The 25,500-nt window shown below is 73.8% G+C and carries 21 protein-coding genes and 1 pseudogene; 6 read left to right on the plus strand and 16 right to left on the minus strand.

The features are described from left to right. Positions 1-8 precede the first annotated feature (8 nt). The 5 genes from ACWD4U_RS18260 to ACWD4U_RS18280 all read right to left on the minus strand — a co-directional run bounded on the left by ACWD4U_RS18260 (position 9) and on the right by ACWD4U_RS18280 (position 6,723). Entirely contained in the window at positions 9-2,135 is a 2,127-nt protein-coding gene (locus ACWD4U_RS18260) for a 3-hydroxyacyl-CoA dehydrogenase NAD-binding domain-containing protein (RefSeq protein WP_363452776.1), read from the minus strand. A gap of 2 nt (positions 2,136-2,137) precedes the next feature. After that, positions 2,138-3,355, minus strand: coding sequence for a thiolase family protein (locus ACWD4U_RS18265; protein ID WP_363452774.1), 1,218 nt, complete (start codon positions 3,353-3,355; stop codon positions 2,138-2,140). Between the two features lie 180 nt (positions 3,356-3,535). Beyond that, positions 3,536-4,771 carry a ribonuclease D gene (locus tag ACWD4U_RS18270; protein ID WP_363452772.1) on the minus strand — a complete coding sequence of 412 codons (1,236 nt, stop codon included), beginning with the start codon at positions 4,769-4,771 and terminating at the stop codon, positions 3,536-3,538. 221 nt (positions 4,772-4,992) lie between these two features. Continuing rightward, positions 4,993-5,718, minus strand: coding sequence for a response regulator transcription factor (locus ACWD4U_RS18275; protein WP_363452770.1), 726 nt, complete (start codon positions 5,716-5,718; stop codon positions 4,993-4,995). A gap of 357 nt (positions 5,719-6,075) precedes the next feature. Beyond that, positions 6,076-6,723 carry a DUF3000 domain-containing protein gene (locus tag ACWD4U_RS18280; RefSeq protein WP_363452768.1) on the minus strand — a complete coding sequence of 216 codons (648 nt, stop codon included), beginning with the start codon at positions 6,721-6,723 and terminating at the stop codon, positions 6,076-6,078. A gap of 205 nt (positions 6,724-6,928) precedes the next feature. Here ACWD4U_RS18280 and hemE point away from each other — a divergent pair, with 205 nt between their 5' ends. Next, positions 6,929-8,020, plus strand: a complete 1,092-nt coding sequence (gene hemE / locus ACWD4U_RS18285; RefSeq protein ID WP_449787227.1) for a uroporphyrinogen decarboxylase — start codon at positions 6,929-6,931, stop codon at positions 8,018-8,020. Positions 8,021-8,226: 206 nt separating this feature from the next. Here the strand turns inward: hemE and ACWD4U_RS18290 are convergent, their stop codons facing one another. Beyond that, complete coding sequence (locus ACWD4U_RS18290) at positions 8,227-9,204, minus strand: DUF4349 domain-containing protein (RefSeq protein ID WP_363452764.1); 978 nt, start codon at positions 9,202-9,204, stop codon at positions 8,227-8,229. A gap of 205 nt (positions 9,205-9,409) precedes the next feature. On the opposite strand from ACWD4U_RS18290, the gene hemG reads away from it, so the two are divergent. Both hemG and hemQ read left to right on the plus strand, forming a co-directional pair. After that, a complete protein-coding gene (gene hemG, locus ACWD4U_RS18295) occupies positions 9,410-10,828 on the plus strand; it encodes a protoporphyrinogen oxidase (protein WP_363452762.1) in 1,419 nt (472 codons plus the stop codon). Continuing rightward, positions 10,825-11,535: a hydrogen peroxide-dependent heme synthase gene (hemQ, locus tag ACWD4U_RS18300; protein ID WP_363452760.1), complete on the plus strand. Its 711-nt coding sequence runs from the start codon at positions 10,825-10,827 to the stop codon at positions 11,533-11,535. The genes hemG and hemQ overlap by 4 nt, the downstream gene beginning before the upstream one ends. Before the next feature lie 170 nt (positions 11,536-11,705). Here hemQ and ACWD4U_RS18305 read toward each other — a convergent pair whose 3' ends face one another. The 3 genes and pseudogenes from ACWD4U_RS18305 to ACWD4U_RS18315 form a co-directional block, all read right to left on the minus strand. Beyond that, positions 11,706-12,467, minus strand: a complete 762-nt coding sequence (locus tag ACWD4U_RS18305) for a TIGR04222 domain-containing membrane protein (RefSeq protein ID WP_363452758.1) — start codon at positions 12,465-12,467, stop codon at positions 11,706-11,708. Between the two features lie 80 nt (positions 12,468-12,547). Beyond that, positions 12,548-13,603 (minus strand): TIGR04222 domain-containing membrane protein, encoded by a 1,056-nt coding sequence (locus ACWD4U_RS18310; protein ID WP_363452756.1) that lies wholly within the window; start codon positions 13,601-13,603, stop codon positions 12,548-12,550. A 55-nt stretch (positions 13,604-13,658) separates the two neighbouring features. Continuing rightward, positions 13,659-14,937, minus strand: a pseudogene (locus ACWD4U_RS18315) (DUF692 domain-containing protein). 215 nt (positions 14,938-15,152) lie between these two features. Here ACWD4U_RS18315 and ACWD4U_RS18320 point away from each other — a divergent pair. Beyond that, positions 15,153-16,064: a GNAT family N-acetyltransferase gene (locus ACWD4U_RS18320; protein WP_363452754.1), complete on the plus strand. Its 912-nt coding sequence runs from the start codon at positions 15,153-15,155 to the stop codon at positions 16,062-16,064. A gap of 40 nt (positions 16,065-16,104) precedes the next feature. Here ACWD4U_RS18320 and ACWD4U_RS18325 read toward each other — a convergent pair whose 3' ends face one another. Further along, positions 16,105-16,689 carry a PadR family transcriptional regulator gene (locus tag ACWD4U_RS18325; protein WP_363452752.1) on the minus strand — a complete coding sequence of 195 codons (585 nt, stop codon included), beginning with the start codon at positions 16,687-16,689 and terminating at the stop codon, positions 16,105-16,107. A 74-nt stretch (positions 16,690-16,763) separates the two neighbouring features. On the opposite strand from ACWD4U_RS18325, the gene ACWD4U_RS18330 reads away from it, so the two are divergent. Beyond that, positions 16,764-17,951, plus strand: coding sequence for an FAD-dependent oxidoreductase (locus ACWD4U_RS18330; protein WP_363452750.1), 1,188 nt, complete (start codon positions 16,764-16,766; stop codon positions 17,949-17,951). 32 nt (positions 17,952-17,983) lie between these two features. Here ACWD4U_RS18330 and ACWD4U_RS18335 read toward each other — a convergent pair whose 3' ends face one another. From ACWD4U_RS18335 to ACWD4U_RS18360, 6 genes are all read right to left on the minus strand, one after another. After that, positions 17,984-18,820, minus strand: coding sequence for a methyltransferase domain-containing protein (locus ACWD4U_RS18335; protein WP_449787228.1), 837 nt, complete (start codon positions 18,818-18,820; stop codon positions 17,984-17,986). Between the two features lie 16 nt (positions 18,821-18,836). Further along, positions 18,837-20,918: a restriction endonuclease gene (locus tag ACWD4U_RS18340; protein WP_363452748.1), complete on the minus strand. Its 2,082-nt coding sequence runs from the start codon at positions 20,916-20,918 to the stop codon at positions 18,837-18,839. Positions 20,919-21,030: 112 nt separating this feature from the next. Next, positions 21,031-21,435, minus strand: coding sequence for a peptide-methionine (R)-S-oxide reductase MsrB (msrB, locus tag ACWD4U_RS18345; protein WP_363452746.1), 405 nt, complete (start codon positions 21,433-21,435; stop codon positions 21,031-21,033). 25 nt (positions 21,436-21,460) lie between these two features. After that, positions 21,461-22,867: a UDP-N-acetylmuramate--L-alanine ligase gene (murC, locus tag ACWD4U_RS18350; RefSeq protein ID WP_363452744.1), complete on the minus strand. Its 1,407-nt coding sequence runs from the start codon at positions 22,865-22,867 to the stop codon at positions 21,461-21,463. A gap of 109 nt (positions 22,868-22,976) precedes the next feature. Next, the gene (locus tag ACWD4U_RS18355; RefSeq protein WP_363452742.1) at positions 22,977-23,441 is read right to left on the minus strand and encodes an indole-3-glycerol phosphate synthase; all 465 of its coding nucleotides are present in this window, start codon (positions 23,439-23,441) and stop codon (positions 22,977-22,979) included. Positions 23,442-23,544: 103 nt separating this feature from the next. Next, positions 23,545-24,321 carry a pyrimidine reductase family protein gene (locus ACWD4U_RS18360; protein WP_363452740.1) on the minus strand — a complete coding sequence of 259 codons (777 nt, stop codon included), beginning with the start codon at positions 24,319-24,321 and terminating at the stop codon, positions 23,545-23,547. 102 nt (positions 24,322-24,423) lie between these two features. On the opposite strand from ACWD4U_RS18360, the gene zapE reads away from it, so the two are divergent. Further along, positions 24,424-25,473 (plus strand): cell division protein ZapE, encoded by a 1,050-nt coding sequence (zapE, locus tag ACWD4U_RS18365; protein ID WP_363452738.1) that lies wholly within the window; start codon positions 24,424-24,426, stop codon positions 25,471-25,473. The last annotated feature ends 27 nt before the right edge of the window (positions 25,474-25,500 follow it).

Raw genomic sequence — 25,500 nt, forward strand, 5'->3', positions numbered from 1 at the left:
GCGGTGCGTCAGGCGGGGACCGAAGCCAGGCCGGGGGCCAGGAACTTCTTGCCGGTGACGCGCTCGGAGACGCCCTCGCGGTCGAGGTACGGGGTGATGCCGCCGAGGTGGAAGGGCCAGCCGGCGCCGGTGATCATGCACAGGTCGATGTCCTGCGCCTCGCCGACGACGCCCTCGTCGAGCATCAGGCCGATCTCCTGCGCGACGGCCTCCAGGGCGCGGGCGCGGACCTGGTCCTCCGTCAGGACGGAGTCGCCGAAGGAGAGGATGGCGAGGACCTCGGGGTCGAGGACCTGGGCGCCGTCCTGCCAGATGTAGAAGCCGCGCTTGCCGGCCTGGACGACCTTGGCGAGGTTCTCGGAGACGGTGAAGCGGTCGGGGAAGGCACCGTGCAGGGTCTCGGAGACGTGCAGGGCGATCGCCGGGCCGACCAGTTCGAGCAGCGCGATCGGGGACATCGGCAGGCCGAGCGGCTTCACCGCGGCCTCGACGGTCTCGAACGGGGTGCCCTCGTCGATGATGTTCTGGATCTCGCCCATGAAGCGGGTGAGGATGCGGTTGACCACGAACGCCGGGGCGTCCTTGGTGAGGACCGCGGTCTTCTTCAGCTTCTTGGCGACACCGAAGGCGGTGGCCAGCGAGGCGTCGTCGGTCTTCTCCGCGCGGACGATCTCCAGCAGCGGGAGGATCGCGACCGGGTTGAAGAAGTGGAAGCCGACCACGCGCTCCGGGTGCTGGAGCTTGGACGCCATCTCGGTGACGGACAGCGAGGAGGTGTTGGTGGCCAGGATGGTGGTCGGCGAGACCACCGCCTCCAGCTCCGCGAACACCTTCTGCTTGACGCCCATCTCCTCGAAGACGGCCTCGATCACGAAGTCGGCGTCACCGAAGGCGACGGCCTTGTCGAGGTGTCCGGAGACCAGGCCCTTGAGCTTGTTGGCCTTGTCCTTGCCGATCCGGCCCTTGCCGAGCAGCTTGTCGATCTCGCCGTGGACGTAGCCCACGCCCTTGTCGATGCGCTCCTGGTCGATGTCGGTGAGGACCACCGGCACCTCGAGGCGGCGGGCGAACAGCAGCGCCAGCTGGGAGGCCATCAGGCCGGCGCCGACCACGCCGACCTTGGTGACCGGGCGGGCCAGCGACTTGTCCGGCGCGCCGAACGGCTTCTTGGCCCGGCGCTGCACCAGGTTGAAGGCGTACAGGCCGCTGCGCAGCTCGCCGGTCATGATGAGGTCGGCCAGCGCCGCGTCCTCGGCGTCGAAGCCGGCCTGGACGTCCTGGTCCTTGACCTGCTGGATGATGTCGAGCGCCTTGTACGCGGCCGGAGCGGCCCCGTGCACCTTGGCGTCGGCGACCCAGCGGCCCCAGAGGACGGCGTCGTCCCAGGCCTTGCCGCGGTCGATCTCCTCGCGCTCGACGACGACCTCGCCCTTGAGGACCTTGGCGGCCCACAGGATCGACTGCTCCAGGAAGTCGGCCGGCTCGAAGATCGCGTCCGCGATGCCGAGCTCGAACACCTCCGCGCCCTTGAGCTGCTTGTTCTGCGCCATCGAGTTCTCGACGATGACCTTGACGGCCTTCGCCGGGCCGATCAGGTTCGGCAGCAGGGTGCAGCCGCCCCAGCCGGGCACCAGGCCGAGGAAGACCTCGGGCAGCGAGAACGCCGGGACGCCCGAGCTGACGGTGCGGTAGGTGGCGTGCAGGCCGACCTCGACGCCGCCGCCCATCGCCGCGCCGTTGTAGAACGCGAAGGTGGGGACGGGCAGCGCGGCGATCCGCTTGAAGACGTCGTGGCCGCCCTTGCCGATGGCCAGCGCGTCGGAGTGCTCCTTGAGCACCTCGACGCCCTTGAGGTCGGCGCCGACCGCGAAGATGAACGGCTTGCCGGTGATGGCGACCGCGACGACCTTGCCCTCGGCGGCCTCCGCCTCGACCTGGTCGAGGGCCTCGGAGAGCTTGGCCAGCGAGCCCGGGCCGAAGGTGGTCGGCTTGGTGTGGTCGAAGCCGTTGTCCAGGGTGATCAGCGCCAGCTTGCCGGCCTGCAGCGGCAGGTCCAGGTGACGCACGTGCGCGGTGGTGACGACCTCGCCGGGGAACAGTTCGGCGGCGCGCTTCAGCAGCTCAGTGGTGCTCATGGTCACTTACCACCCTCGAAGTGCGGGTTCTCCCAGATGACCGTGGCGCCCATGCCGAAACCGATGCACATGGAGGTCAGGCCGTAGCGGACGTCGGGGCGCTGCTCGAAGCGGCGGGCCAGCTGGTTCATCAGGCGCACGCCCGAGGAGGCCAGCGGGTGGCCGAACGCGATCGCGCCGCCGTACGGGTTGACCCGCTCGTCGTCGTCGGCGATGCCGAAGTGGTCCAGCATGGCCAGGACCTGGACGGCGAAGGCCTCGTTGATCTCGAAGGCCTGGATGTCGTCGATGGTCAGACCGGCCTTGGCCAGCGCCTTCTCGGTCGCCGGGACGGGGCCGATGCCCATCACCTCGGGCTCGACGCCGACGTAGGCGTACGAGACCAGGCGCATCTTGACCGGCAGGCCGAGCTCCTCGGCGACGTCCTCGGCCGCGAGCAGCGAGGCGGTGGCGCCGTCGTTCAGACCGGCCGCGTTGCCGGCGGTGATGTTGCCGTGCGGGCGGAACGGGGTCTTCAGACCGGCCAGCGACTCCATCGTGGTGCCCGGGCGCATCGGCTCGTCGGTGGTCGACAGGCCCCAGCCCGTCTCACCGGCGTCCGGGTTGGTGTTGCGCACCGCGATCGGCACCAGGTCCGGCTGGATGTCGCCGTTGGCGTACGCCTTGGCGGCCTTCTCCTGCGAGCGCACCGCGTACGCGTCGCAGCGCTCCTTGGTGATGTGCGGGAAGCGGTCGTGCAGGTTCTCCGCGGTCATGCCCATGAACAGTGCGGACTCGTCGACCAGCTTCTCCGAGACGAAGCGCGGGTTCGGGTCGACGCCCTCGCCCATCGGGTGGCGGCCCATGTGCTCGACGCCACCGGCGACGACGATGTCGTACGCGCCGAAGGCGATGCCGCCCGCGGTGGTGGTGACGGCGGTCATCGCGCCGGCGCACATCCGGTCGATCGCGTAGCCCGGGACGGACTTCGGCAGACCCGAGAGCAGCGCGGCGGTGCGGCCGATGGTCAGGCCCTGGTCGCCGATCTGCGTGGTCGCGGCGATGGCGACCTCGCCGATGCGCTCGACGGGCAGGTTCGGGTTGCGGCGCACGAGCTCGCGGATGCACTTGACGACCAGGTCGTCGGCGCGCGTCTCGTGGTAGATGCCCTTCGGGCCTGCCTTGCCGAACGGGGTGCGGACGCCGTCGACGAAGACGACGTCCCTCGCGGTACGAGGCACGGGGGCTCTCCTCCCAGGGGGACATGGCGATGTGCGCAGATGCGCGCGGCGCTGCTGCTGCTCCGCCAATCTACCCGTGAGTAACAACGGGGAGCAAGCACCGTGAGGGCCGTCACGTGCGCCGCGCCCGTCGCCCGGTCGGAGCCTGCCGCTCCGCGGGGTTCCCCGAGCCCCCGGCGGCTACTCGGCCGCAGCCTCGAACGCCTCGGCGAGGGCCGGGGCGACCAGCTCGGTCTGCCACGTGCGGGCTCCCATCGCGCGCAGCGCGGCGGCGATGGCGGGGGCGTCCGCGGGGGCGGGCGGTTCCCAGGAGACGCGGCGGACCAGGTCGGGGGTGATCAGGTTCTCCGCGGGCAGGTGGTGCTCCTCGGCGAGCGCGGTGACGGCGGCGCGGGCCCCGGTGAGGCGGGCGGCGGCGACCGGGTCCTTCTCGGCCCAGGCGCGCGGCGGCGGCGGGCCGTCGTGCGGGGCGGTGGCGGGCGGCAGCGTCGCCTCCGGCAACTCGCGGGCCCGCTCGATCGCGGCCAGCCACTGCTCCACCTGACGCCGGTTCACCCGCGGGCCGAAGCCCTGGACGGCGAGCAGCGCGGGGGCGCCGGCGGGCATCGCGAGCGCGGCGTTGACGATGGCGGCGTCGGGCAGCACGCGGCCGGGGGAGACGTCGCGTTCGCGGGCGATCCGGTCGCGGGTGAGCCAGAGTTCGCGGACGGCGGCGAGCTGGCGGCGGCGACGGACCTTGTGCAGCTGGGAGGTGCGGCGCCAGGGGTCGACCCGGGGGGCGGGGCGGGGCGCGTCGGCGAGCGCGGCGAACTCCTGGCGGGCCCAGTCGAGCTTGCCCTGGCCGTCGAGTTCGCGCTCCAGCGCGTCGCGCAGGTCGACCAGCACCTCGACGTCGAGGGCGGCGTAGCGCAGCCACGGCTCGGGCAGCGGGCGGGTGGACCAGTCGACCGCCGAGTGCTCCTTGGCGAGCGAGAGGCCGAGCACGCTCTCGGTCATCGGGCCGAGGCCGACCCGGGGGAAGCCGGCCAGCCGGCCGGCGAGTTCGGTGTCGAAGAGCAGCGACGGCTTCATGCCGACCTCGGCCAGGCACGGGAGGTCCTGGGTGGCGGCGTGCACCACCCACTCGGTGTCGGCGAGCGCGTCGTTCAGCTCGGAGAGGTCGGGGCAGGCGATCGGGTCGATCAGCGCCGTCCCGGCGCCCTCGCGGCGCAGCTGGATGAGGTACGCGCGCTGGCCGTAGCGGTACCCGGAGGCGCGTTCGGCGTCGACGGCGACCGGGCCGGTGCCGGAGCGGAAGGCGGCGACGGTCTCGGCGAGGGCGGCCTCGTCGGACACCACCGGTGGGAGCCCGTCCCGGGGTTCGAGCAGCGGAACCGGGGCGGTCTCTTCGGGGATGGCGGCTACGGCGTCGGTCACCCCCCAAGGGTACGTCGTTGCTCGCCGCCGGGAGTGTTGTCTGACTGGTCGGACCGCGTTCGGACATATGCCAGCTGTGGTTGGCGGGCCGTTTCCGGCCGTCCACGGGGTCGGGAGAGTCGCGCGCGGTGGCGGGCCGTTGACGGACCGTCAGCGAAGCGGATGCGACGGCGGCCCGGAGGAAACGTTCCTCCGGGCCGCCACCAGGGACGATGCGGGCGTCAGTGGATGATGCCGGTGCGCAGCGCCACCGCGACCATGCCGGCCCGGTCCCCGGTGCCGAGCTTGCGGGCGATCCGGGCCAGGTGGCTCTTCACGGTGAGCGCGGACAGGCCCATCGCCACGCCGATCGCCTTGTTGGACTGGCCCTCGGCGACCAGGCGGAGCACCTCGACCTCGCGGCCGGACAGCTCGCGGTAGGCGGAGGGCTGGGCGCCGGGGGCACCGGGCGCACCGGGGGCGGCGCCGGGCTGGCCGGGCGCGCCCTGGTGGTGGTGGCCGGGCATGCCGGGACGGCGCATCCGCCCGGCCAGGCCCGCCGCGCCGAGCGGCATGCCGGGACGGCCGGGCAGCGCCACGTTGGTGCGGGTCCCGGTCACCACGTAGCCCTTGACGCCGCCGGCCAGCGCGGAGCGGACCGCGCCGATGTCGTCCGCCGCGGACAGCGCCAGGCCGTTCGGCCAGCCCGCGGCGCGGGTCTCGGCCAGGATGGTCAGGCCGGAGCCGTCGGGGAGGTGGACGTCGGCGATGCAGATGTCGCGCGGGGTGGTGATCCGGGGGCGGGCCTCGGCGATCGAGGAGACCTCGATGACGTCGCGGACACCGAGCGCCCATAGGTGGCGGGTGACCGTGTTCCGGACCCGGGGATCAGCGATGACCACCATCGCGGTGGGCTTCGTCGGGCGGTAGGCGACCACGTTTGCGGGGTGCTCAAGAAGGACCGACACCGAGACCTCCTGCGGGGGAGTGGCGGACGGAACCCCGAGGGGGCGGTCGGAGTGTTCCGCGTGTGGAAAGGGTCACTGACACCTTCGGCATCAACCGTGCCCGGCTTTAGCGAGTGATCACGATCTGGTGAGTAACAATACGGACAAATCGCGCAGATGACCGGTACGACATGCCCGGAATTCGCACAGATTCGATCGGCATTTGCGCCACAACGATCGCAAGCGGGCGGGTAGTTGACTGGGAGCGCATACGAAGTCACACTCCGTCAGTCGTGCGGGTGGCGTGCCGCGCGGCGAACGGTGATGTCCCCCGGGGGTGTCGGCGGGCCCTGACGACGGGTCGGTGCGGAACGGGCCTCAGTGCGAGTTGCGCGGCCGGCGGCGGGCCGGCATCGGGACCACCCCGCCGAGCGAGCCGGACTCGGCCAACGGCGCGGCCGCGGTCGGCGGCAGCCCGGCGCAGACGCACAGCAGGTCGACCCAGGCCGCCAGGTGGCGATCGAACCGGCGGTCGGCCGGCGTCCAGGACGCCCGCAGCTCGATCTCGGTGGACGCGCCGCGCTCGGCCAGGCCGCCGAAGTACTGCGAGTGACACCGCGTCACCGTGCCGCTCGGCTCGGCGTACCCGGCGGAGTGCGCCTGCAGCGCGTCCAGCAGCCAGGTCCAGCCGACCTCGGAGAGCACCGGGTCGCCCGCCATCTCGGGTTCCAACTCGGCCCGGGACATGGTGACCACCCGGAAGTCGCCGCTCCACGCCTCCGGCGCGGACGGGTCGTGCAGCAGCACCAGGGTGCCGTCGGCGAGTTCCTCGCCGTCCACCTCGACGGTCGCCGAGAGGGCGACGGCGTACGGCGCCAGCCGACGGGGGGCGGGCTGCTGGGACAGCCGTACCTCGGGGCGCAGCCGCGCCCCGGTCAGCGCCTCGACCGCGTCGCGGAACTCGATCGGCGCCGACTCCCTGCCCGTTCCTCCACCCTGTGCGGATTGCCCGCCGACCGCTGCCATGTCCGGAAGCCTAGGTGGCCCGGGGCCGCAAGCCGAGCACTTTCGTCCCTCCGGCGTGCCGAAAATCGCGCAGGCCGCGACGGGTGCGGGGCGGAACCTGCCGGGGTGCCCGATTTGCCTCCCCGGTCCGCCTGTTCGACACCGGGCCGGATTCCGCCGGAGCGGCCGAGGTCCCCGCCCCACGGCCGTCGCCGCCCGTGCGAGGATGGCGCCCGTGAGTGAGAGCATCCCCGCAGCCCCGTCCGGTCAGCGGCCCCGCGGCGCCGCGTACGACTCCGTCTTCCTGCGCGCCGCCCGCCACGAGCCGGTGCCGCACACCCCGGTGTGGTTCATGCGCCAGGCCGGCCGCTCGCTCCCCGAGTACCTGAAGGTGCGCGAGGGCATCCCCATGCTCGAGTCCTGCATGCGGCCCGAGCTGGTCAAGGAGATCACCCTGCAGCCGGTGCGCCGGCACAAGGTGGACGCGGCGATCTTCTTCTCCGACATCGTCGTGCCGCTGAAGGCGGTCGGCATCGACGTCGACATCAAGGCCGGCGTCGGACCGGTGATCGCCGACCCGATCCGCACCCGCGCCGACCTCCAGCGGCTGCGCCCGCTGGAGCCCGACGACATGCCGTACATCACCGAGGCGGTCGGCCTGCTGGTCGCCGAGCTCGGCGCCACCCCGCTGATCGGCTTCGCCGGCGCCCCGTTCACGCTGGCCAGCTACCTGGTCGAGGGCGGCCCCTCGCGCTCGTACGAGAACACCAAGGCGATGATGTACGGCGAGCCCGAGCTGTGGGCCGAGCTGGTCGACCGCCTCGCGGACATCACCTCCGCCTTCCTGAAGATCCAGATCGAGGCGGGCGCCTCGGCGATCCAGCTCTTCGACTCCTGGGCGGGCGCGCTCGCCCCCGACGAGTACCGCCGCTCGGTGCTGCCCGCCAGCACCAAGGTGTTCGACGCGGTCGCGCCCTACCAGGTGCCGCGGATCCACTTCGGCGTGAACACCGGCGAACTGCTCGGCCTGATGGGCCAGGCCGGCGCCGACATCGTCGGCGTCGACTGGCGGGTCCCGCTGAACGTCGCCGCCGACCGGGTCGGCCCCGGCAAGGGACTCCAGGGCAACCTCGACCCCGCGGTCCTCTACGCCCCCACCCACGTGGTGGAGACCAAGGCCCGCGAGGTGCTGCACGCCGCCCAGGCGCTCGGCGGCAGCGGCCACATCTTCAACCTCGGGCACGGCGTGATGCCGACCATGGACCCCGACGCGCTGACCCGCCTGGTCGCCTTCGTCCACGAGGCCAGCGCCCGGTAGCCCCGGTCCCTAGGGCCTGTCTTCACACTCCCGTCTGCCCCACGCCGCTCCCCCAGCCCCAAGGGGGGCTGGGAGGTGCCCCCAAGCACGCACTCTCGCCGCACCGGGCGAAAGCCCAAGTACACCCAGTACGAGGACTTCCGCCCGGCACGCCGAGAGCAGGCACCAGACGACGCGGGGCTGCGACGGCAGTGTGAAGACAGGCCCTAGTCCTGCCGCTGCTCCGCAGCCTCGTCGGTCTCCGTGGCGTCCTCGGCCTCCGCGGTCTCCCCGGTCCACTCGGCCGGGGTGGGCCGCGGGCGGCCGGTGGAGTTCCGGCGCAGGCGGCGCCACAGCACCCAGCCGAGCGGGACCAGCACCAGCAGGAACGGCAGCAGGGCCGCAACGGCCATCAGCAGGGCACGCACCACCGAGACCAGGGCGTGCCAGCCGCCGCCGAGCGCATGGCCGACCGATCCCCAGAAGCCGCGCTCGGGCGCGGACTGCGGCTCCGCGGGGTGGTACTCCGTCACCAGGGTGAGCGTGACGGTGGACATCGAGGTGCGGGCGGACAGCTCCTGCTGCTGCCTCAGCAGCGACTCCAGGTCCGCCTCGCGCCGGGTCAACTCGCCCTCCAGCGACACCACTTCGGCGAGCGACTTGGCGTCCGCCATCAGCGCCCGCACCCGGTCGACGCTGGCGCGCATCGACTTCACCCGGCTGTCCACGTCGGCGACCTGCTGGGTCAGGTCCTCCGCCTGGCTGTCCAGGTCCAGCTGCTTGCCCAGCCCGCCGAGCGCGTCCAGCGTCCGCTGGTACGCCTCCGACGGCACCTTCAGCGTCAGCGCCGCCTGCTGGGCGTCCCCGGAACCGCCGCGCAGGTTGTCCGCGGCGACGAAGCCGCCCGCCTGGGTGACCAGGTCGACCGCCTTCCGGCGGGCCGGGTCCACCGCGTCCACCCGCACCGTCAGCTGCGCCCGGTAGGCGATCTGACGGTTCGTCGGCGCCACCGCCCCGGGCGCCGCGGACGCCGCCGTCCCGCCGCCCGGGGTGGCCGCGGCGGCCGGCTTGGCCGCGTCCCCGGCCGCTGCCGGGCCCGCCAGCGAGCGCTTGTCCGACATCGCGGAGGAGCTGTCCGACGACGCGCTGCAGCCCCCCACCAGCAGGACCGCCGCCACCGCGGCCGCGGCAGCGGCTCTGTTCACCCGTACTCCCATGGTGTCCCTCCCCGTTCACCCGGAACGGGCTCCGTGCCCGTCCCCTACGGGAGTTGGACGTGCCGACCGGCGGACCGGACCCGCCCGCCCGGTCCCGGCTCGATCACGCCGAGGCAACACCTCGGTCTCGGGCCGCTACCGCCGGCAGGCGGGCGATGCCGGTCAGCGGGGTAAAGACTGCGAGACTGCAGGCATGGCGAAACCCGAGATCGTGGTGATCGGCGGCGGCGTCGCGGGCCTGGCCGCGGCCGCCTTCCTCAGTGCCGAACCGGTGCGGGTGACCGTGCTGGAGGCGTCCGAACGCTTCGGCGGCAAGCTCCGCGGCGGCGAGGTCGGCGGGGTCCGGGTCGACCTCGGCGCCGAGTCGATGCTGGCCCGCCGCCCCGAAGCGGTCGAGCTGGCCGAACTGGTCGGCCTCGGCGACCGGCTGGAGCCGCCCACCACCGCCAAGGCGGCGATCTGGACCCGCGAGGGCCTGCGTCCGCTGCCCGGCGGCCAGTTGATGGGCGTCCCCGGCGACCTCGACGCGCTGCGCGCCTCCGGCGTCCTCACCCCCGAGGGCCTGGACCGCGCCGAACACGAGCAGCCCGCGGAGATCGGCGAGGACGCCACGGTCGGCGCGTACGTCGCGGCCCGGCTCGGCCGCGAGGTCGTCGACCGGCTGGTCGAACCGCTGCTCGGCGGGGTGTACGCCGGCCACGCCGACGACATCTCGATCCGCGCCGCCGTCCCGCAACTGCTCCGACTCGCCCAGCAGGGCGGCTCGTTGACCGAGGCGATCGGCAAGCTCAGCGCGGGCTCCACCGCCACCGGCCCGGTCTTCCAGGGCCTGCGGGGCGGCCTCGGCACCCTCCCCGACGCGATCGCCGCCTACTGCCGCGACCACGGCGTCGACCTGCGCACCGACCACCCCGTCGAGGAACTGCGCCGCACCCCCGACGGCTGGCGGATCGCCGGCGCCGGCCGCGAACTGCACGCCGACGCCGTGGTCCTGGCCGTCCCCGCCCCGCACGCCGCCCGGCTGCTCGGCGCCGACGCCCCCGCCGCGGCGGCCGAGCTCCGGCAGATCGAGTACGCCTCGATGGCCCTGGTCACCCTCGCCTTCCGGCGCGCCGACCTCGCCGACAGCCCGCTCACCGGCAGCGGCTTCCTGGTCCCCCCGGTCGACCGCCGCGCCATCAAGGCCTCCACCTTCTCCACCAACAAGTGGGGCTGGCTGGAGCGTTCCGCCCCCGACACCTTCCTGCTGCGCACCTCGCTCGGCCGCCACCGCGAGGACGCCGCGCTGGGACTCCCCGACCGGGAACTCGTCGACCGCTCGCTCGCCGACCTGCACACCGCCGTCGGCCTGCGCGCCACCCCGTACGACCACACCGTCACCCGCTGGACCGACGGACTCCCGCAGTACCCCGTCGGCCACCTCGACCGGGTCGACCGGATCCGCCGCCACCTCGCGGACCTCGGCCCGATCGCCGTCTGCGGCGCCGCCTACGACGGCGTCGGCATCCCCGCGGTGATCGCCGGCGCCCGCCGCGCCGCCGCCGAGACCGGCAGGACCAGCAAGACCCCGAGCACCGACACCCCCCGTACCGAAGGGACAATGGGCACATGACTGAGACCACTGAGCAGCCCGTGAAGAAGAAGGCCCGCGACCTCAACCAGGTGATCCGCTACACCATGTGGTCGGTGTTCAAGCTCAAGGGCGGCCTCCCCGAGGACCGCACCGCGCTGGCCGCCGAGGTGGACGACCTCTTCGAGCAGCTCAACGCCAAGGACGTCACCATCCGCGGCACCTACGACGTCTCCGGCCTGCGCGCCGACGCCGACCTGATGATCTGGTGGCACGCCGAGAACTCGGACGACCTCCAGGAGGCCTACAACCGCTTCCGCCGCACCGCCCTCGGTCGCCAGCTGGAGCCGGTCTGGTCGAACATGGCGCTGCACCGCCCCGCCGAGTTCAACAAGTCCCACATCCCGGCCTTCCTCGCCGACGAGCACCCCCGCGAGTACGTCTGCGTCTACCCCTTCGTCCGCTCCTACGAGTGGTACCTGCTCCCCGACGAGGAGCGCCGGGCGATGCTCGCCGAGCACGGCATGATGGCCCGCGGCTACCCCGACGTGCGCGCCAACACCGTCGCCTCCTTCGCCCTCGGCGACTACGAGTGGCTGCTGGCCTTCGAGGCCGACGAACTGCACCGCATCGTCGACCTGATGCGAGACCTGCGCCCCTCCCGCGCCCGCCTCCACGTCCGCGAGGAGGTCCCGTTCTTCACGGGCCGCCGCAAGCCTGTCGGCGACCTGATCGCGGGCCTGTACTAGGCCCTTCGGGCCCCTTCAGGGGCCCGGGAACGGCGGGGGCGTGTGGCGGCGAGGGCTCCGGGGCGCTGCGAGGTCCGGGCGCATGGAGGTCTCCGAGACGCACAGCCGGACCGAGACCGCCAGCCACTCGCCTCGCAGTTCCCCGAGCCCCTGGATAGTGCAACCTTGCGTCAGTCGCCGAGCGCAGCCCTGAGTCGAGGGTCCGTCACCGCGTCCGGGCCGCTGATGGCCACGGCGGTGAGGAGGTCGTGCTCGGTGTCCTCGGTGGTGCAGGTGTGCGGGACGGTGCGGAGGACGGCCTGGCCGGTGGGGGTGGCCCAGGCGGTGTAGGCGTGGACGTCGACGCGGGCCATCAGGAGCGTGCCGCCGGTGAGCACCAGCGGCAGCGCGAACCAGGCGACCGCGGCGCGGGCGGTGCCACCGTCGGGGGCGCTGAGCAGGACCGAGAGGACCAGCAGCGCGGCGGTGCCGAGCAGCGCGTAACGGACGTGACGGATCGCCAGCAGCGCGCGGTCGCGGACGATCGCGGGCGTGGCCAGCCCGGCGAGGGCGAGCCGGTCGGCGATGTCGTGGACGGTGGGGTCGACGGCCAGCGCGGACTTGAGTGCGGCGGTGCGGCACTGGCCCTCGGGGCCGATCGCGCTGATCAGGGCGCGTTCCAGGCGGCTGCGGCCCTGCGGGTCGACCACGGTGGTCCAGCCGGTGTGCGCGAGGTGCAGCCGGCCCCGGCCGGCCATCCGGACCAGGGCCAGTTCGACCACCCGGCCGGGGCCGCCGGCCAGGTAGGCGGTCTCGAAGAGGCCGATCCCGGTGGGTTCGGCGGGGACGGGCAGGTGCCCGGTGAGCGAGTCCGCGATCGCGGCGACCCGTACCAGCCGCAGGCAGGTCAGCACGGCGGCGGCACAGGACGGGATCAGGAGCAGCACCCACATGGGTTTTGTTCTAGTCCCGCCCCGTGCCGCAAAGGAACGAATCCCCGGTTCGCGATACCGAACTGTGACTCAGGAACCGTTCAGGAACCGCCGCCGCAGCTCGATCCGCCGCAGCTCGAGGACCCGCACGAACTGGACGACGACCCGCACGAGGACGACGACCCGCAGGAGCTGGACGACGACCCGCAGGAGCTGGACGACGACCCGCAGGAGCTGGACGAGGAGCCGCAGGAGGTCGAGGACGAGCCGCAGGAGCTGCTCGTCCCGCACCAGCTGCCGGGCGAGGAGTCGATCACCCCGACCGTCGTGTAGCCCTCGGTGTCGATTCCGGAGGAGTTCATCGTCCCGCCGGTGAGCCGCCCGCCGAGGGCTTCGCGCAGTGGCCGGAGCTCCTCCGCGGCGAGGGTGAGCGCGCCGCCGAGGGCGACGCCGCCGAGCAGCGCGGCGACGGCCGGGTCGAGGTCGTGCGGCCGCCAGGGGCCGCCGTCCTGGAGGAGTTGGAGCTGGCGTTCGCCGGCCGGGGTGATCCGGCGCTTCGCGGGGCGGCCGACGACCAGGTAGATCACGGTGACCACCAGCAGGGCGCCGAAGGCGAAGAACGGCGGTGTGGTGGCGTCCCGTTCGGCCAGTGGCAGGTCCAGCCAGCCGACCGTGGCGGCGATGCCGAGGCCGAGGGTGGCGAGCAGGGCGAGCAGCACGAGGCGGCGGGCCCGCCAGGCGGCGCGCAGGGCGGCCGGGTTGCGGAGCAGTCCGCGGGCGGCCAGCCGGTCGCCGATCTGCTGGATCGCCGGGGCCTTGACGAGCGAGACCCGCAGGACGGCGAGGTTGCGGCCGGCGCGACCGCCGGCGGCGGTGATCAGCGCGGCCTCGACCTCGTCGCGCGGGGCCGGGTCGGTGACCGTGACGCGGTGGGCGCGGGAGATCACCGCGCGGCCCTCGCGTTCCATCCGGACCAGTGCGGTGTCGACGACCCGGAGTGGGCCGCCGGCCAGGAAGGCCGCGTCCAGCAGCGGGAGTCCGCGTCCGGGCAGGCCCTGGACGTCGGTGACCCGGCGGCTGCGGGCCGCGGCGACCGCGGCGATCGCCACGGCCGCCGTGGTGAGGAGCAGAGCGATGACGAACTGGTGGTGCCACATACCCCCGTTGTCCTTTCGTGTGGTCCCGCGGCCGGCCGGGGCCGGCGCGGGACGGCTAGCCGTGCGTCCTGGCGGTGCGGCGGGGCAGCAGGCGGCTCCACCGGCTGCCGGAGGGGTGGAGCAGGCGGCGCAGTTCGGTGCGCCAGGGGGCGGCCGGGGCGTGGTCGAGGGCCCAGGCGGCGAACTGCCGGGCGTCGGCGCGGTAGCCGCCGGTGAGCGGGTGGGCGTGGGCGTAGCGGCGGAACAGCGGTGCGAACTCGGTGCCGAGCAGCTCCGGGAGTTCCGGCATCAGGTGGCCGACGGTCTCCCGGCGCTTGGCCAGCAGGCCGTCGGCCTGGATCCGCAGCTGCTCCGGGCGGAAGCCGGTCGGGGCCGGTCCGCCGACCGTCAGGGCGGTCAGCAGCTCGCCCTGACGGAGCGCCAGGCGCCTGCGGGCGGCGGCGAGTTCGGTGAGGGCGCGTTCGGCCTCGGCGCGGTCGCGGATCAGGTACTCGTCGCGTTCAGACATGGGCGGGTGCCTCCTCGGGCTGCCGGGCGGCCTGGTGGACCCGGCGGATGGCGTCGAGTTCGCCCGCGAGTTCGGCGGGCGGCGGGAACCGGTCGTCGCGCTCCAGCAGCACCCCGGGCGGGTCGACCCGCGCGCAGAGGGCGGCCAGCACGTCGAGCACCGGCGCGGTGACCGGGTGGGCGTGGGTGTCGTGCCAGACGCCGTCGCGTTCGATCCCGCCGGCGACGTGCACGTAGGCGAGCGCCTCCAGCGGCAGCCGGTCGAGTTCGGCGGTCGCGGCGACGCCCAGGTTGACCTGGTTGGTGTGCAGGTTGGCCACGTCGACCAGCAGCCGGACGCCGGTCCGCTCGACCAGCTCGGCGAGGAACTGGGCCTCCGTCAACTCGTCCTCGGGCCAGGCGAGATGGGCGGCGATGTTCTCCAGCGCGAGCGGCACCGGCAGCTCCTGCTGGGCGATCCGCACATTGGCGGCGACCACGCGCAGCGCGTCCCGGGTACGCGGCACCGGCAGCAGGTGCCCGGCCTCCAGCCCGCCGGCCCGGACGAACGCCAGGTGCTCGCTGACCAGCGGCGCGCCGACCGCCGCGGCGACCTCCGCGAGCCGGGCCAGCCGGGCCGGGTCGGGTTCGTCGGCGCCGCCGAGGCCGAGCGAGACGCCGTGCGGGACGACCGTCACGCCGCGCTCCAGCAGCAGCCGCAGCGAGGGCGGCAGGTGGCCGGCGCAGACGTTCTCCGCCACCACCTCGACCCAGTCCAGGCCGGGCAGCCGCTCGACCGCGGTGTCGATTTCGGTGCGCCAGCCGACGCCCACCCCGAGCCGGGGAATTGTTCCGAGATCCATTTCCGTCCCCCTTTCCCACGGGCCGACCGAACCGCCCCGTTCCCCCGATGACGAGGGTGTGTCCGCGGAGGCCCGGTGCCAAGCGGCGCACGGCAATCTCAGAGCTGAACTTGAGCTTTCACCGGGACTGAACTCGCGCCGCGGCGGTGGGGGGAAATTCAGCGGCGATCCGGCGAACGGCTGACTAACGTGACATGCCTATGACTTCGCAGCCGTTCAGCATCCGCCCGTTCCGACCCTCCGACGCCGAAGGCGCCGCCGACGCCTACCGGGCCGGCCGCCCGCACCTGGTCACCACCCCCGGGACCACCGCCTGGCAGGCCGGACTGCCGCACTTCCACGTCCTGGTCGCCGAGGTCGACGGCCGGGTGGCGGGCACCGCCAGGTTCGGCCCGGTGATCGAGAGCACCACCCCGGGCCAGGCCTTCCTGAACGTCACCGTGCTCCCCGAGCTCCGCGGCGCCGGCCTCGGCACCGCCCTGCTCACCGCCGCCGAGCGCGAACTCGCCGCCCAGGGCTGCACCGACGCGCACGGCTGGGCCGACGGCACCCCCGAGGCGCTCGGCTTCGCCGCCGCCCGCGGCTACCGGCGCGGCCGCCGCGCCCAGTTCTCCGCGCTCGACCTGACCCTCCCGCTGCGCCCCGTCCCGCCGGTCCCACCGGGTGTCGAACTGCGCACCGCCGCGGACTACCTGGACGACCCGTACCCCGTCTACCTGGTCGACATCGACGGCACCCGCGCCGAACCCGGCGACCTCGACCTCGACGACCAGAGCTACGACAGTTGGCTCACCGAGATCTGGCAGCGCCCCGACCTCGACTACGCCCTGACCACCGTCGCCCTGGTGGACGGCGAACCGGCCGCGTTCTCCGCGGCCCAGACCGACGGCCGAGGCGCCTACTGGTCCTCGTTCACCGCCACCCGCTCCGCCCACCGCGGCCGCGGCCTGGCCAAGCTCGCCAAGACCGACTCACTGCACCGCGCCCGCGCCCGGGGCCTCACCGCCGCCTACACCCAGAACGACGGCACCAACGCCCCGATGCTCGCCATCAACGACTGGCTGGGCTACCGCCAATGCGCCGAGGAGTGGAAGCACACCCGGTCGCTCTGACGGCTGGTAAGGCCGCCCTCCGGCGGCGGCCGTCGCTCCGTCAGGAACTGGCCGCCGCGAGGGCGGCGAGGGTCTCGAAGTCCCAACTCAGCGCGCCCGAGCGCAGATCGGTGAGGACGCCGTCGAGCCAGCCGAGTTCCGCCGCGAGCATCGCCCGGCGGTACTCGTCCTCCAGCATGGTGACCCGCGGCAGGGGGTACTGCTCGCCGACGGCTTCGAGGCGGGCCAGCGCCTCGCGGACCGTCTCCGCCCGCCTGGCCAGCACCTGCTCCGCCTCCTGCGGCAGCAGCATCATCGTGAACGACAGCGCCGCCGGGAACTCCGGGTACTCCGCCCTGGGCGCGGCGAGCATCTCCTGCAGCCACTCCCGGGTGGCCGCCCGCCCGGCGTCCGTCAGCTCGTAGACCGTCCGCTCCGGGTACTGCTGGTCGCGGCCGGTCTCGCGGACCGCGATCAACCCCGCTTCGAGCAGCCGGTCGATCGTCCGGTACAGGCTCGCCCGCTGGCTGACGTTGACGACCTGGTCCTTCCCCCACTGCTTGATCAGCCGCTGGATCCCGTACGGGTGCAGCGGCTGCAGGTGCAGCAGCGACAGGACGGTGAGCGCAAGGGGGGAACTCCGCATGGCGTGAGTCTAGTGCGCGCCGATCACGACCGAACTAGTTGACCTGAGACTAGTTTCATTGCAACTATCTACTCATGACGACAACGACGGGGAAGACCCCCATCCGCACCGCGATCGTCGTGGGCGGCGGCATCGCCGGCCCGGTCGCAGCGCTCGCGCTGCGCCGGGCCGGGATCGAGGCCACCGTCTACGAGTCCCACCGCGACACCGCCGACGGCGTCGGCGGGGCGCTCAGCGTCGCTCCCAACGGGCGCGCCGCGCTGGGCCTGGTCGGCCTGGACCGGGTCGGCGAGGCGATGAACGCGATCGTGCTGCAGAACCACCGCGGCCGTACGGTCGCCGAGTTCCGCCAGCCCATGCAGTTCAGCTGGCGGGCCGACCTCTACCGGCGCCTCTACGACCTGACCGCCGGCGCGGGCATCCCGGTGCACCACGGGCGGCAGCTGGTCGACGTTCAGGAGAGCCCCACCGGCATCCGCGCCGTCTTCGCCGACGGCGGCGTCAGCGCGGAGGCCGACGTCCTGGTCGGGGCGGACGGCATCCGGTCCGCCGTGCGCCGGCTGATCGACCCGGCCGCGCCGCAGCCCCGCTACTCCGGGATGCTCGGCTTCGGCGCGCGGGTCGAGGGCGCGACGCTGCCGCCCACCGGGGACCGGATGTACATGGCCTTCGGCAGCCGCGCCTTCCTCGGCTGGCAGTCCTTCCCGGACGGCAGCGGCGTCTGGTTCGTCAACCTGCCCCACCCGTACGCGGACGGGGACGAGATCCGGCGGACCCCCGAGGAGGAGTGGCTGCGCCGGCTGGCCGCCGCCTTCGAGGGGGACGACCTGCCCGCACTCCGACTGCTGGGGCTCACCGAGCCCGGACAGCTGATCCTCGCCGGGCCGATGGAGGACCTGCCGCACGTGCCGCGGTGGCACCGCGGCCGGATGGTGCTGGTCGGCGACTCCGCGCACGCCACCTCGCCCAGCTCCGGCCAGGGCGCGTCACTGGCCGCGGAGAGCGCCGTCGAAATCGCCCGCGCCCTCAGGGACCTGCCGTACCCTCAGGCCTTCGCCGCCTACGAGCGCGTCCGCCGCGCCCGCGTGGAGAAGGTCATCGCGGAGGGGCACCGCACCAACAGCGGCAAAGCCGCGGGTCCGGTCGGCCGGGTGGTCCGCGACGCGCTGCTCCCGCTCTTCGCCCGCCTGGAGACCCCGGCGCGCACCGCCTGGAAGTTCGACCACCGCATCGACTGGGACGCCCCGGTCCCGGCGCCGTAGCGGCGGGCGGGACGGACCCCGGCGCCCTGGACTCAGGCCCGGCCGGACGCCAGCACCGCCAGGGCGGGCAGACCGAGCAGGCCGTCCTCCGCGGCCCGGTCGGCCGCCAGCCGGTCGTAGGCGGACTTGATCCGGACGTACGTCTCGGGCGGCTGCCCGGTCACCACCAGGCCGATGTTGGCCACCCCGCCGGCCGGACCGGACCACCAGACCTCCGGATCGGTCCGATGCGTCCAGGCCACCTCGCCGCTGGCCACCCCGGCCCACCCCGTCTGCTCCAGCAGCCCGCGAAGGCCGTCGGCGGTCCGGGCGAAGGCCAACGGGGCGGGGTAGACCGGGCGTTGCACCCCGACCTCGTCCAGTGCCCGGTTGAACAGCGCCATCGCCTCGTTGCCGGTGTCGTGCCAGACCGTCACCGCGAGCCGGCCGCCCGGCCGGACCACCCGGCGCAGTTCGGTCAGCGCCGCCCACGGGTCCTCCACGTGGTTGACCACGAAGTTGGCCACCGCGGCGTCGAACGCGCCGTCCGCGAACGGGAAGTCCGGAAGCACCGCGTGCCGGACCTCCGCCCCCGGGGCGTTCGCGGCCGCCAGCGCCACCATGCTCGGCTCGGCGTCCACCGCGACCACCTCGGCGCCGCGGCGCAGCGCCGCCGCCGCGACGGTCCCCGGTCCGGTGCCGGCGTCCAGCACCCGCGTCCCGGCGCCCACCTCCGCCGCGTCCAGCAGCGCCTCGGCGGTCGCCCCGCACAGGGCCGCGAAGCTCCCCGCGTAGGCCTGCGCCGCACCCGCCCACATCCGCCGCTCGTGCGTGTCGAACTCCCCGGCCATGGTCCGCCCCTCCCCGTCGTCCAGCCCTTCGGTCGCCACCCTACGACCCGGTCGCCTACTCCACCTCGACCCCGTGCGCGCGGGCCAGCCCCGCCAGCCCGTCCGCGTAGCCCTGGCCGAGGGCGCGGAGCTTCCAGCCGTCGGCGGGGTGGCGGTACAGCTCGGCGATCAGCATGGCGGAGATCGCGGGGTCGGCGGGCGGGTGGAAGACCCAGCGGGTGGGGCCGGAGGAGAGGTGGACGGCGGGGTCGGTGAGGTCGGCGCAGGTGGCGGTGGTGTCGGCGTCCAGGTTGACCGCGAGGGCGATCCGGTGGACGGCGGCGGGGAGCCGGGCGGTGCGGACGGTCGCGGTGCGCTGCTCGGGGTCGAGGGTGACTGCGCCGCGCTCGGCGGTCGGCTGGTGGTAGAAGACGAAGTCGTCGTCGCCGCGGACCCGGCCGTCCGCGCCGAGCAGCAGCAGCGTGAGGTCGGCGTCGGCCCCGCCGGCCCGGAACTCCACCTGCAGGTCGGCGGCGGGCAGCGGCGCGTTCTGACCTGGCGTCAACTCGCGGGCGTCCAAAGCCCCGCGGTCGCGCGCCGGGCCGGACGGGGGCGCGGGCCGCTGAGCCGGAACCGCCGGACCCAGCCGCCCCGGCAGGCCGTGTTCGCGGAGCAGCGTGAGCAGCGTCGGCCCGTCCACCAGGGTGAGCGGGCGTCCCTCGGCGAACCTGCGGGAGCCCGGCCCGAAGCCGGAAGTGGTGACCAGGATGCCGCGGTTGGCGCCGTGGCTGCGCATGGTGGCGTCCAGGTCGCGGACGGCGGTGGGGGAGACGGTGTGCCGGTAGCGCTTGGCCTGGATGACGATCTTCCCGCCGGTGATCGGGTCCGGGTCCTCGGCGAGCACGTCCACGCCCTCGTCACCGCTGCGCGCGGTGGTACTGGTGCGGAAGCCGCGGCGGCGGAACAGCTCGGCGAGCAGTTCCTCGAACGCGATCGGGTCCATGGTGAACAGGTCCGGCCCGTCCTCGTCGACCGCGACCGGCGCCGGAGCGGCGACGGGCGCCACCGCCTCGGCCTTCTCCGGCCGCGCCGACAGCCGTCCGCCCAGGGCGTCGACCAGGCAGTCCACGGCCGCGACCCGGTCTAGCGCGACCCGGTCGAACGCGGCCCGCCCGGCCTCCACTGCCAGCAGGCAGCGCCGCACCTCCAGCCCGGTGGCCGGATCGACCGCGGTCACGGTGCCGTTGAGCGCGATCGACGCCACCAGCCCGCTCTCGTCGGCCCGGAAGAGTTCCGCCAGCACGCGCAGTGCGCACTGGGCCAGCACCTCCCGGTACAGCGACTTGCGTTCGGCGGCGGACCGGGCCACCTCCTGCTCGCGGTCGTCGGTCCGGACGTACCGGTAGCGGCCGACCGCCGGCACCGTCTCGTACGGCGGCAGCTCCCAGCCGACGGTCAGCCGGCGGGCGGCTCCGTCCCAGGAGACCTCGCCTTCGGTGGGGAAGCCGTCCGGCCAGTCCTCCCGCCAGTCCAGCACCGTCTCGAAGAGTTCGGTGACCGCGGCGGCCTCGCCGGACCCGACCCGCGCGGCGAGTTGCGCCGCCTGCGCGGACTGCCCGGCGACCAGCCGTCGGCGCTCGGCCGCCCAGGCGTCGAACTGGACGCGGTAGTCGGCGAGTTGACGTTGCCGCTGCTGCTCGGCGGCCCACGCGGCCTGCCAGTCGTGCTCGAACCGGGCCCGGGCCTGCGCCGCCTGCTCGTCCCAGTGCCGGCGGGCAGCCGGCTGGTAGGCCTGCGGGCCGGTCAACGGCGGCACCAGGTACCAGTTCTGATCGGGCATCGGCACCGGGGTACCCAGCGGGCCCGGGTCGAACGGCGGGATCGCGGCCGCGACGCCGCCCGCCAGGCCGCTCAGCGAGAACCCGGGCCCGGCCAGGCCGGTGGCCAGGACGCCGCGCAACTCGGTGACGCGCTGGTCGAGTTCGGCCGTGCGGCGGGCGGCGTCGGCGTCCCGCTGCTGCTGGTAGGCCTTCAGCGCCTCGCGCTCACCGCGGGCGGCGGCCCGCTGCGCCTCCCGCTGGGCCCGTTCGTACTCGCGCTGGCGCGCCGCCGCCTCCCGCCGCTGCGCCTCCGCGCGTTGGTGCTGCTCGTGCTGCACCTCCGCCAGTACCGACCACACCCCGGATGACCGCCGCCGCGCCACGCCCGCCCCACACCGTCCGACCGATCGAAAGATCATCAGTCTTTCACGGGGCGGGCGTCCGCGCGGTCTACTCGGCGGGCTTCAGCTTCAGCGAGATCGAGTTGATGCAGTACCTCTGGTCGGTGGGCGTGTCGTAGCCCTCGCCCTCGAAGACGTGCCCCAGGTGGCTGCCGCACTTCTTGCAGCGCACCTCGACCCGGCGCATGCCCAGGCTGGTGTCCTCCAGGTACTCCACCGAGTCACCGGCCAGCGGCGCGAAGTAGCTCGGCCACCCGCAGTGCGAGTCGAACTTGGTCTCGCTGCTGAACAGCTCCGCGCCGCACGCCCGGCAGCTGTACACCCCGACCGTCTTGGTGTCGGTGTACTCGCCGACGAACGGCCGCTCGGTGCCCGCCTCCCGGAGGACGTGGTACTCCTCGGGCGACAGCTCGGCGCGCCACTCGGCGTCGGACTTCTGGATCTCGTAGCTCACGGCACTCTCCCCGTGCAGGCGGGTTTCAGACAGCAGGTGCAACGTCGGCGAGCGCGGCCAGAATTTCCGGGCCCAGGTTGGTCACGTCGCCCGCGCCCATGGTCAGCACCAGGTCGCCGGGGCGGGCCAGCGAGGCCAGCACGGCCGGGGCGGCGGCGAAGTCGTGCTCGGCCCGCACCTCGGCGCCCGCGCGGCCGGCCGCGTCGATGATCAGCTCGCTGGTGACGCCGGGGATCGGGTCCTCGCGGGCCGGGTAGATGTCCAGCACCACGGAGGAGTCGGCCAGCGCCAGCGCCGCGCCCATCTCCTCGGCGAGCTGCTGGGTCCGGCTGAACAGGTGCGGCTGGAAGACCACCAGCACCCGGCCGGGGCCGGCCGCCTCGCGGATCGCCTCCAGGTCGGCGGCCATCTCGGTCGGGTGGTGCGCGTAGGAGTCGATCACCTGCACGCCCTGCGCCTCGCCCTTCAGCTGCAGCCGCCGCCGCACCCCGGTGTACGCGCCCAGCGCCTTGGCCAGACCGTCGGCCGGGACGCCCAGCGCGACGCCGGCGGCCAGCGCGGCCACCGCGTTGTGCGCGTAGTGCCGGCCGGGCACCGAGACGGTGAAGGTCAGCCGCTCGCCGCCGAGCTCGACGGTGACCTCGCTGGTCATCCCGCGCGGCGCGACCTCCAGCACCCGCACGTCGGCGTCCTCGGCGGCGCCGACCGTCACCACGTTCAGGCCCGCGCGCCCGGCCACCCGGCGGGTCAGCTCGCGGGCGCCCTCGTGGTCGGCGGAGACCACCAGCGTGCCGCCGGGGGTGATCCGGTGCACGAAGGTCTCGAAGGACTCGTAGATCTCGTCCATCGACGCGTAGTTGGCGTGGTGGTCGAGCTCCACGTTCAGCACGATCGCCACCTCGGGCGCGTACTTGTGGAAGCTGCGGTCGCTCTCGTCGGCCTCCGCGACGAAGATCTCGCCCGCCCCGTGGTGCGCGTTGGAGCCCGGCGCGTCCAGGTCGCCGCCGATCGCGTAGGAGGGCTCCAGGCCCAGCTCGCCCAGGCTGACCGCCAGCATCGAGGTGGTGGTGGTCTTGCCGTGGGTGCCCGCCACCGCCAGCGCCCGGCGGCCGCCCATCAGCGCGGCCAGCGCGTCCGAGCGGTGCACCACCGGGATGCCGCGCTCATGGGCCGCCACCAGCTCCGGGTTGTCCGCGCGGATCGCGCTGGAGACCACCACGCTGCTGGTGCCGGCCGGCAGGTGCTCGGCCGCGTGCCCGACGAACACCGTGGCGCCCAGCTCGCGCAGCGCCCGGACGGTCTCCGACTCCTTGGCGTCGCTGCCCGAGACGGTGGCGCCGCGCACCGCGAGGATCTTCGCCAGTCCGGACATGCCGGCGCCGCCGATGCCGATGAAGTGCGGGGCGTGCAGGTCGTGGGCGGCGTCGTTCAAGGCGTGCTCCGTACTGGCGGTGGGAGGCGGGTGGGGAGGGGGTCGTCCCGCCGTCCGGTGTGCGCGCACACCGAACGACGGGACGATTCTGCCCTAAAGGCGGGCGGGGTCAGGAGTCGCTGGCGAACAGCTTCAGCACCGGGACGCCGACCTCGTGCCGGGCCCGGGAGGCCCAGTCGCGGTGGAAGAACTCCTCCACGAAGTGCGGGGAGGTCAGCACCAGCACCTCGTCGGCCTTGTTCTCCTCGACCACCTCGCGCAGCCGGACCAGCGGGTGCTCCTCGACCACCTCGCCGACCGCCTCCGCGCCGGCCCGGTGCAGGTGCCGCAGGCTGTGCTCGAGCGATTCCCCCGCAAGAGTGGGGCCGTTGCCCACCTCGTCGTCGTGCTCGTGCACCGCCTTGTCCAGATGGCCGAGGGCCACGTCGTCCAGGGCGCGCAGCAACTCGTCCTGCTTGCCGCGCGGTTGCATCAGGACGACGAAGGAGACCTTCTCCTCGCCGTGCAGCGTGGTGACCAGCTCCACGTCGGCGTCGGAGAGCGCCTTTTCGATCATCAGTACGGTCTTGAACACGTGAGTCCCTTCGCTGGTGCGGGCCCCCGGGTCCGGTGTCCCTCATCCTTCCTTCATAGTGCCCGGAGGAAGGATTCCTCACGCTGCACACGCGCCACTTGGATCACGTGCGAGCCTGGTCGCGCGGGGACGGGTCCGGATCGGTCGGGCGCAGATAGCGGGTAAAGAGGAAACCTTTCTCCTCGATCAATGAGACCAGCCGCATCCGCTGCGCGTCGGGAATTTGCGGACCGTTCACAATCCTCGGTGAATCACCCGCGGTCACCAACGGCGCCACCGAGAGGCACAGTTCGTCCAGCAGCCCGGCCGCCGCGAGCTGGCCCAGCAGGTGCGGACCGCCCTCGGTGAGCTGCCGCCGCCAGCCACGCTCGGTGAGCGCCGCCACCGCCAGCGCGAGGTCCACCGAGCCGGTTCCCGCGGTGATCACCTCGGCGCGCCGGGCGGCCTGCGCGAGCCGGCCGGCGGGGGCGTCCTCGACGGTGACGACCACGGTGGGCACCAGCGGCTCGGTGAACAACGGCGCGTCCAGGTCGAGCCGCAGGCTGCGGGTGACCACCGCGATCACCGGGGCCGGCGCCTGCCCGGCCGCGGCCCGCCGCTCGGCGAAGTCCTTGCGGGCCCGCCCCGGCCGGTACCCCTCCGCGCGCACCGTCTCCGCGCCCACCAGCACCACGTCGCACAGCGCCCGCAGCACGCCGAAGATCCGCTTGTCGGCCTCGCTGGAGAGCCCCTCTGACAGTCCGTCAAGCCGCGCCGCCCCGTCCAGCGAGGTCACCATGTTGGCCCGCAGCCACGACCCCTGCTCCGGGTACGCGTACGCCTGGGCCAGCCACTCCAGCGAACCGGGGGTGCCGGGGGTCCGGCCGATCAGTTGCTCCATGGTTCGAGTCTGGCAGGAACCCGCCGTCCGGTCGGCCCCGGCGTGTGTCCTTGGACACCCGCCAGTCCCGGGCGTGTCCGGCCCGGCGTACCCTGTTGTCTCGTGTCTGCAGCTACTTCGGAATCCGACGTCCACACCGCGATAGCCCTGACCGAGCGGCGTCCGGTGGTACCGGCCGAGCGGCTGGTGGCCGAGATGGTGCCGCCGCCGCGGTTCGCGGACGTCAGCTTCGGGAGCTACCTGCCGGACCCGACGCAGCCCAGCCAGTACGAGGCCGTCCAGGTCCTGGAGTCCTTCGCCGCCGGGCTCAACCACGCCTCCGAGCCGCCCCGGCGCGGCTGGTTCCGCCGCTCCGCACCGGCGCCGAGCGGCCCCGCCGGGATCTACCTGGACGGCGGCTACGGCGTCGGCAAGACCCACCTGCTCGCCTCGCTCTGGCACGCCGTCCCCGGCCCGAAGGCCTTCGGCACCTTCGTCGAACTGACCAACCTGGTCGGCGCGCTCACCTTCCAGGGCGCGGTGCGCACCCTCAGCTCGCACCGCCTGCTCTGCATCGACGAGTTCGAGCTGGACGACCCGGGCGACACCGTGCTGGTCTCCACCCTGCTCGGCAAGCTGGTGGAGAACGGCGTCAAGCTCTGCGCCACCTCCAACACGCTGCCGGAGAAGCTCGGCGAGGGCCGGTTCGCCGCCGCCGACTTCATGCGCGAGATCCAGGGCCTGTCCGCGCACTTCCGCCCGGTCCGGATCGACGGCCAGGACTACCGCCACCGCGGCCTGCCCGACGCCCCGCCGCCGTACACCGACGCCGAGGTGACCGCCCGCGCCGCGGCCGCGCCGGGCGCCGCGCTGGCCGACTTCGACGCCCTGCTGGAGCACCTGAAGGAGGTCCACCCCAGCCGCTACGGCGCGCTGCTGGACGACGTCCAGGCGGTCTTCCTGCGCGGCGTGCACCAGGTCGACGACCAGTCCACCGCCCTGCGCCTGGTGGTGCTGGCCGACCGGATGTACGACCGCGAACTGCCGATCACCGCCTCCGGCGTCCCGTTCGACCGCGTCTTCACCGAGGAGATGCTCCGCGGCGGCTACCGCAAGAAGTACCTCCGCGCGGTCTCCCGCCTGGTCGCCCTGGCCCGCGACTCCGCGAACTAGCGGACGGAATCACGCCGGGCGCCGCCG

Source organism: Kitasatospora sp. NPDC002522, from assembly GCF_053595195.1.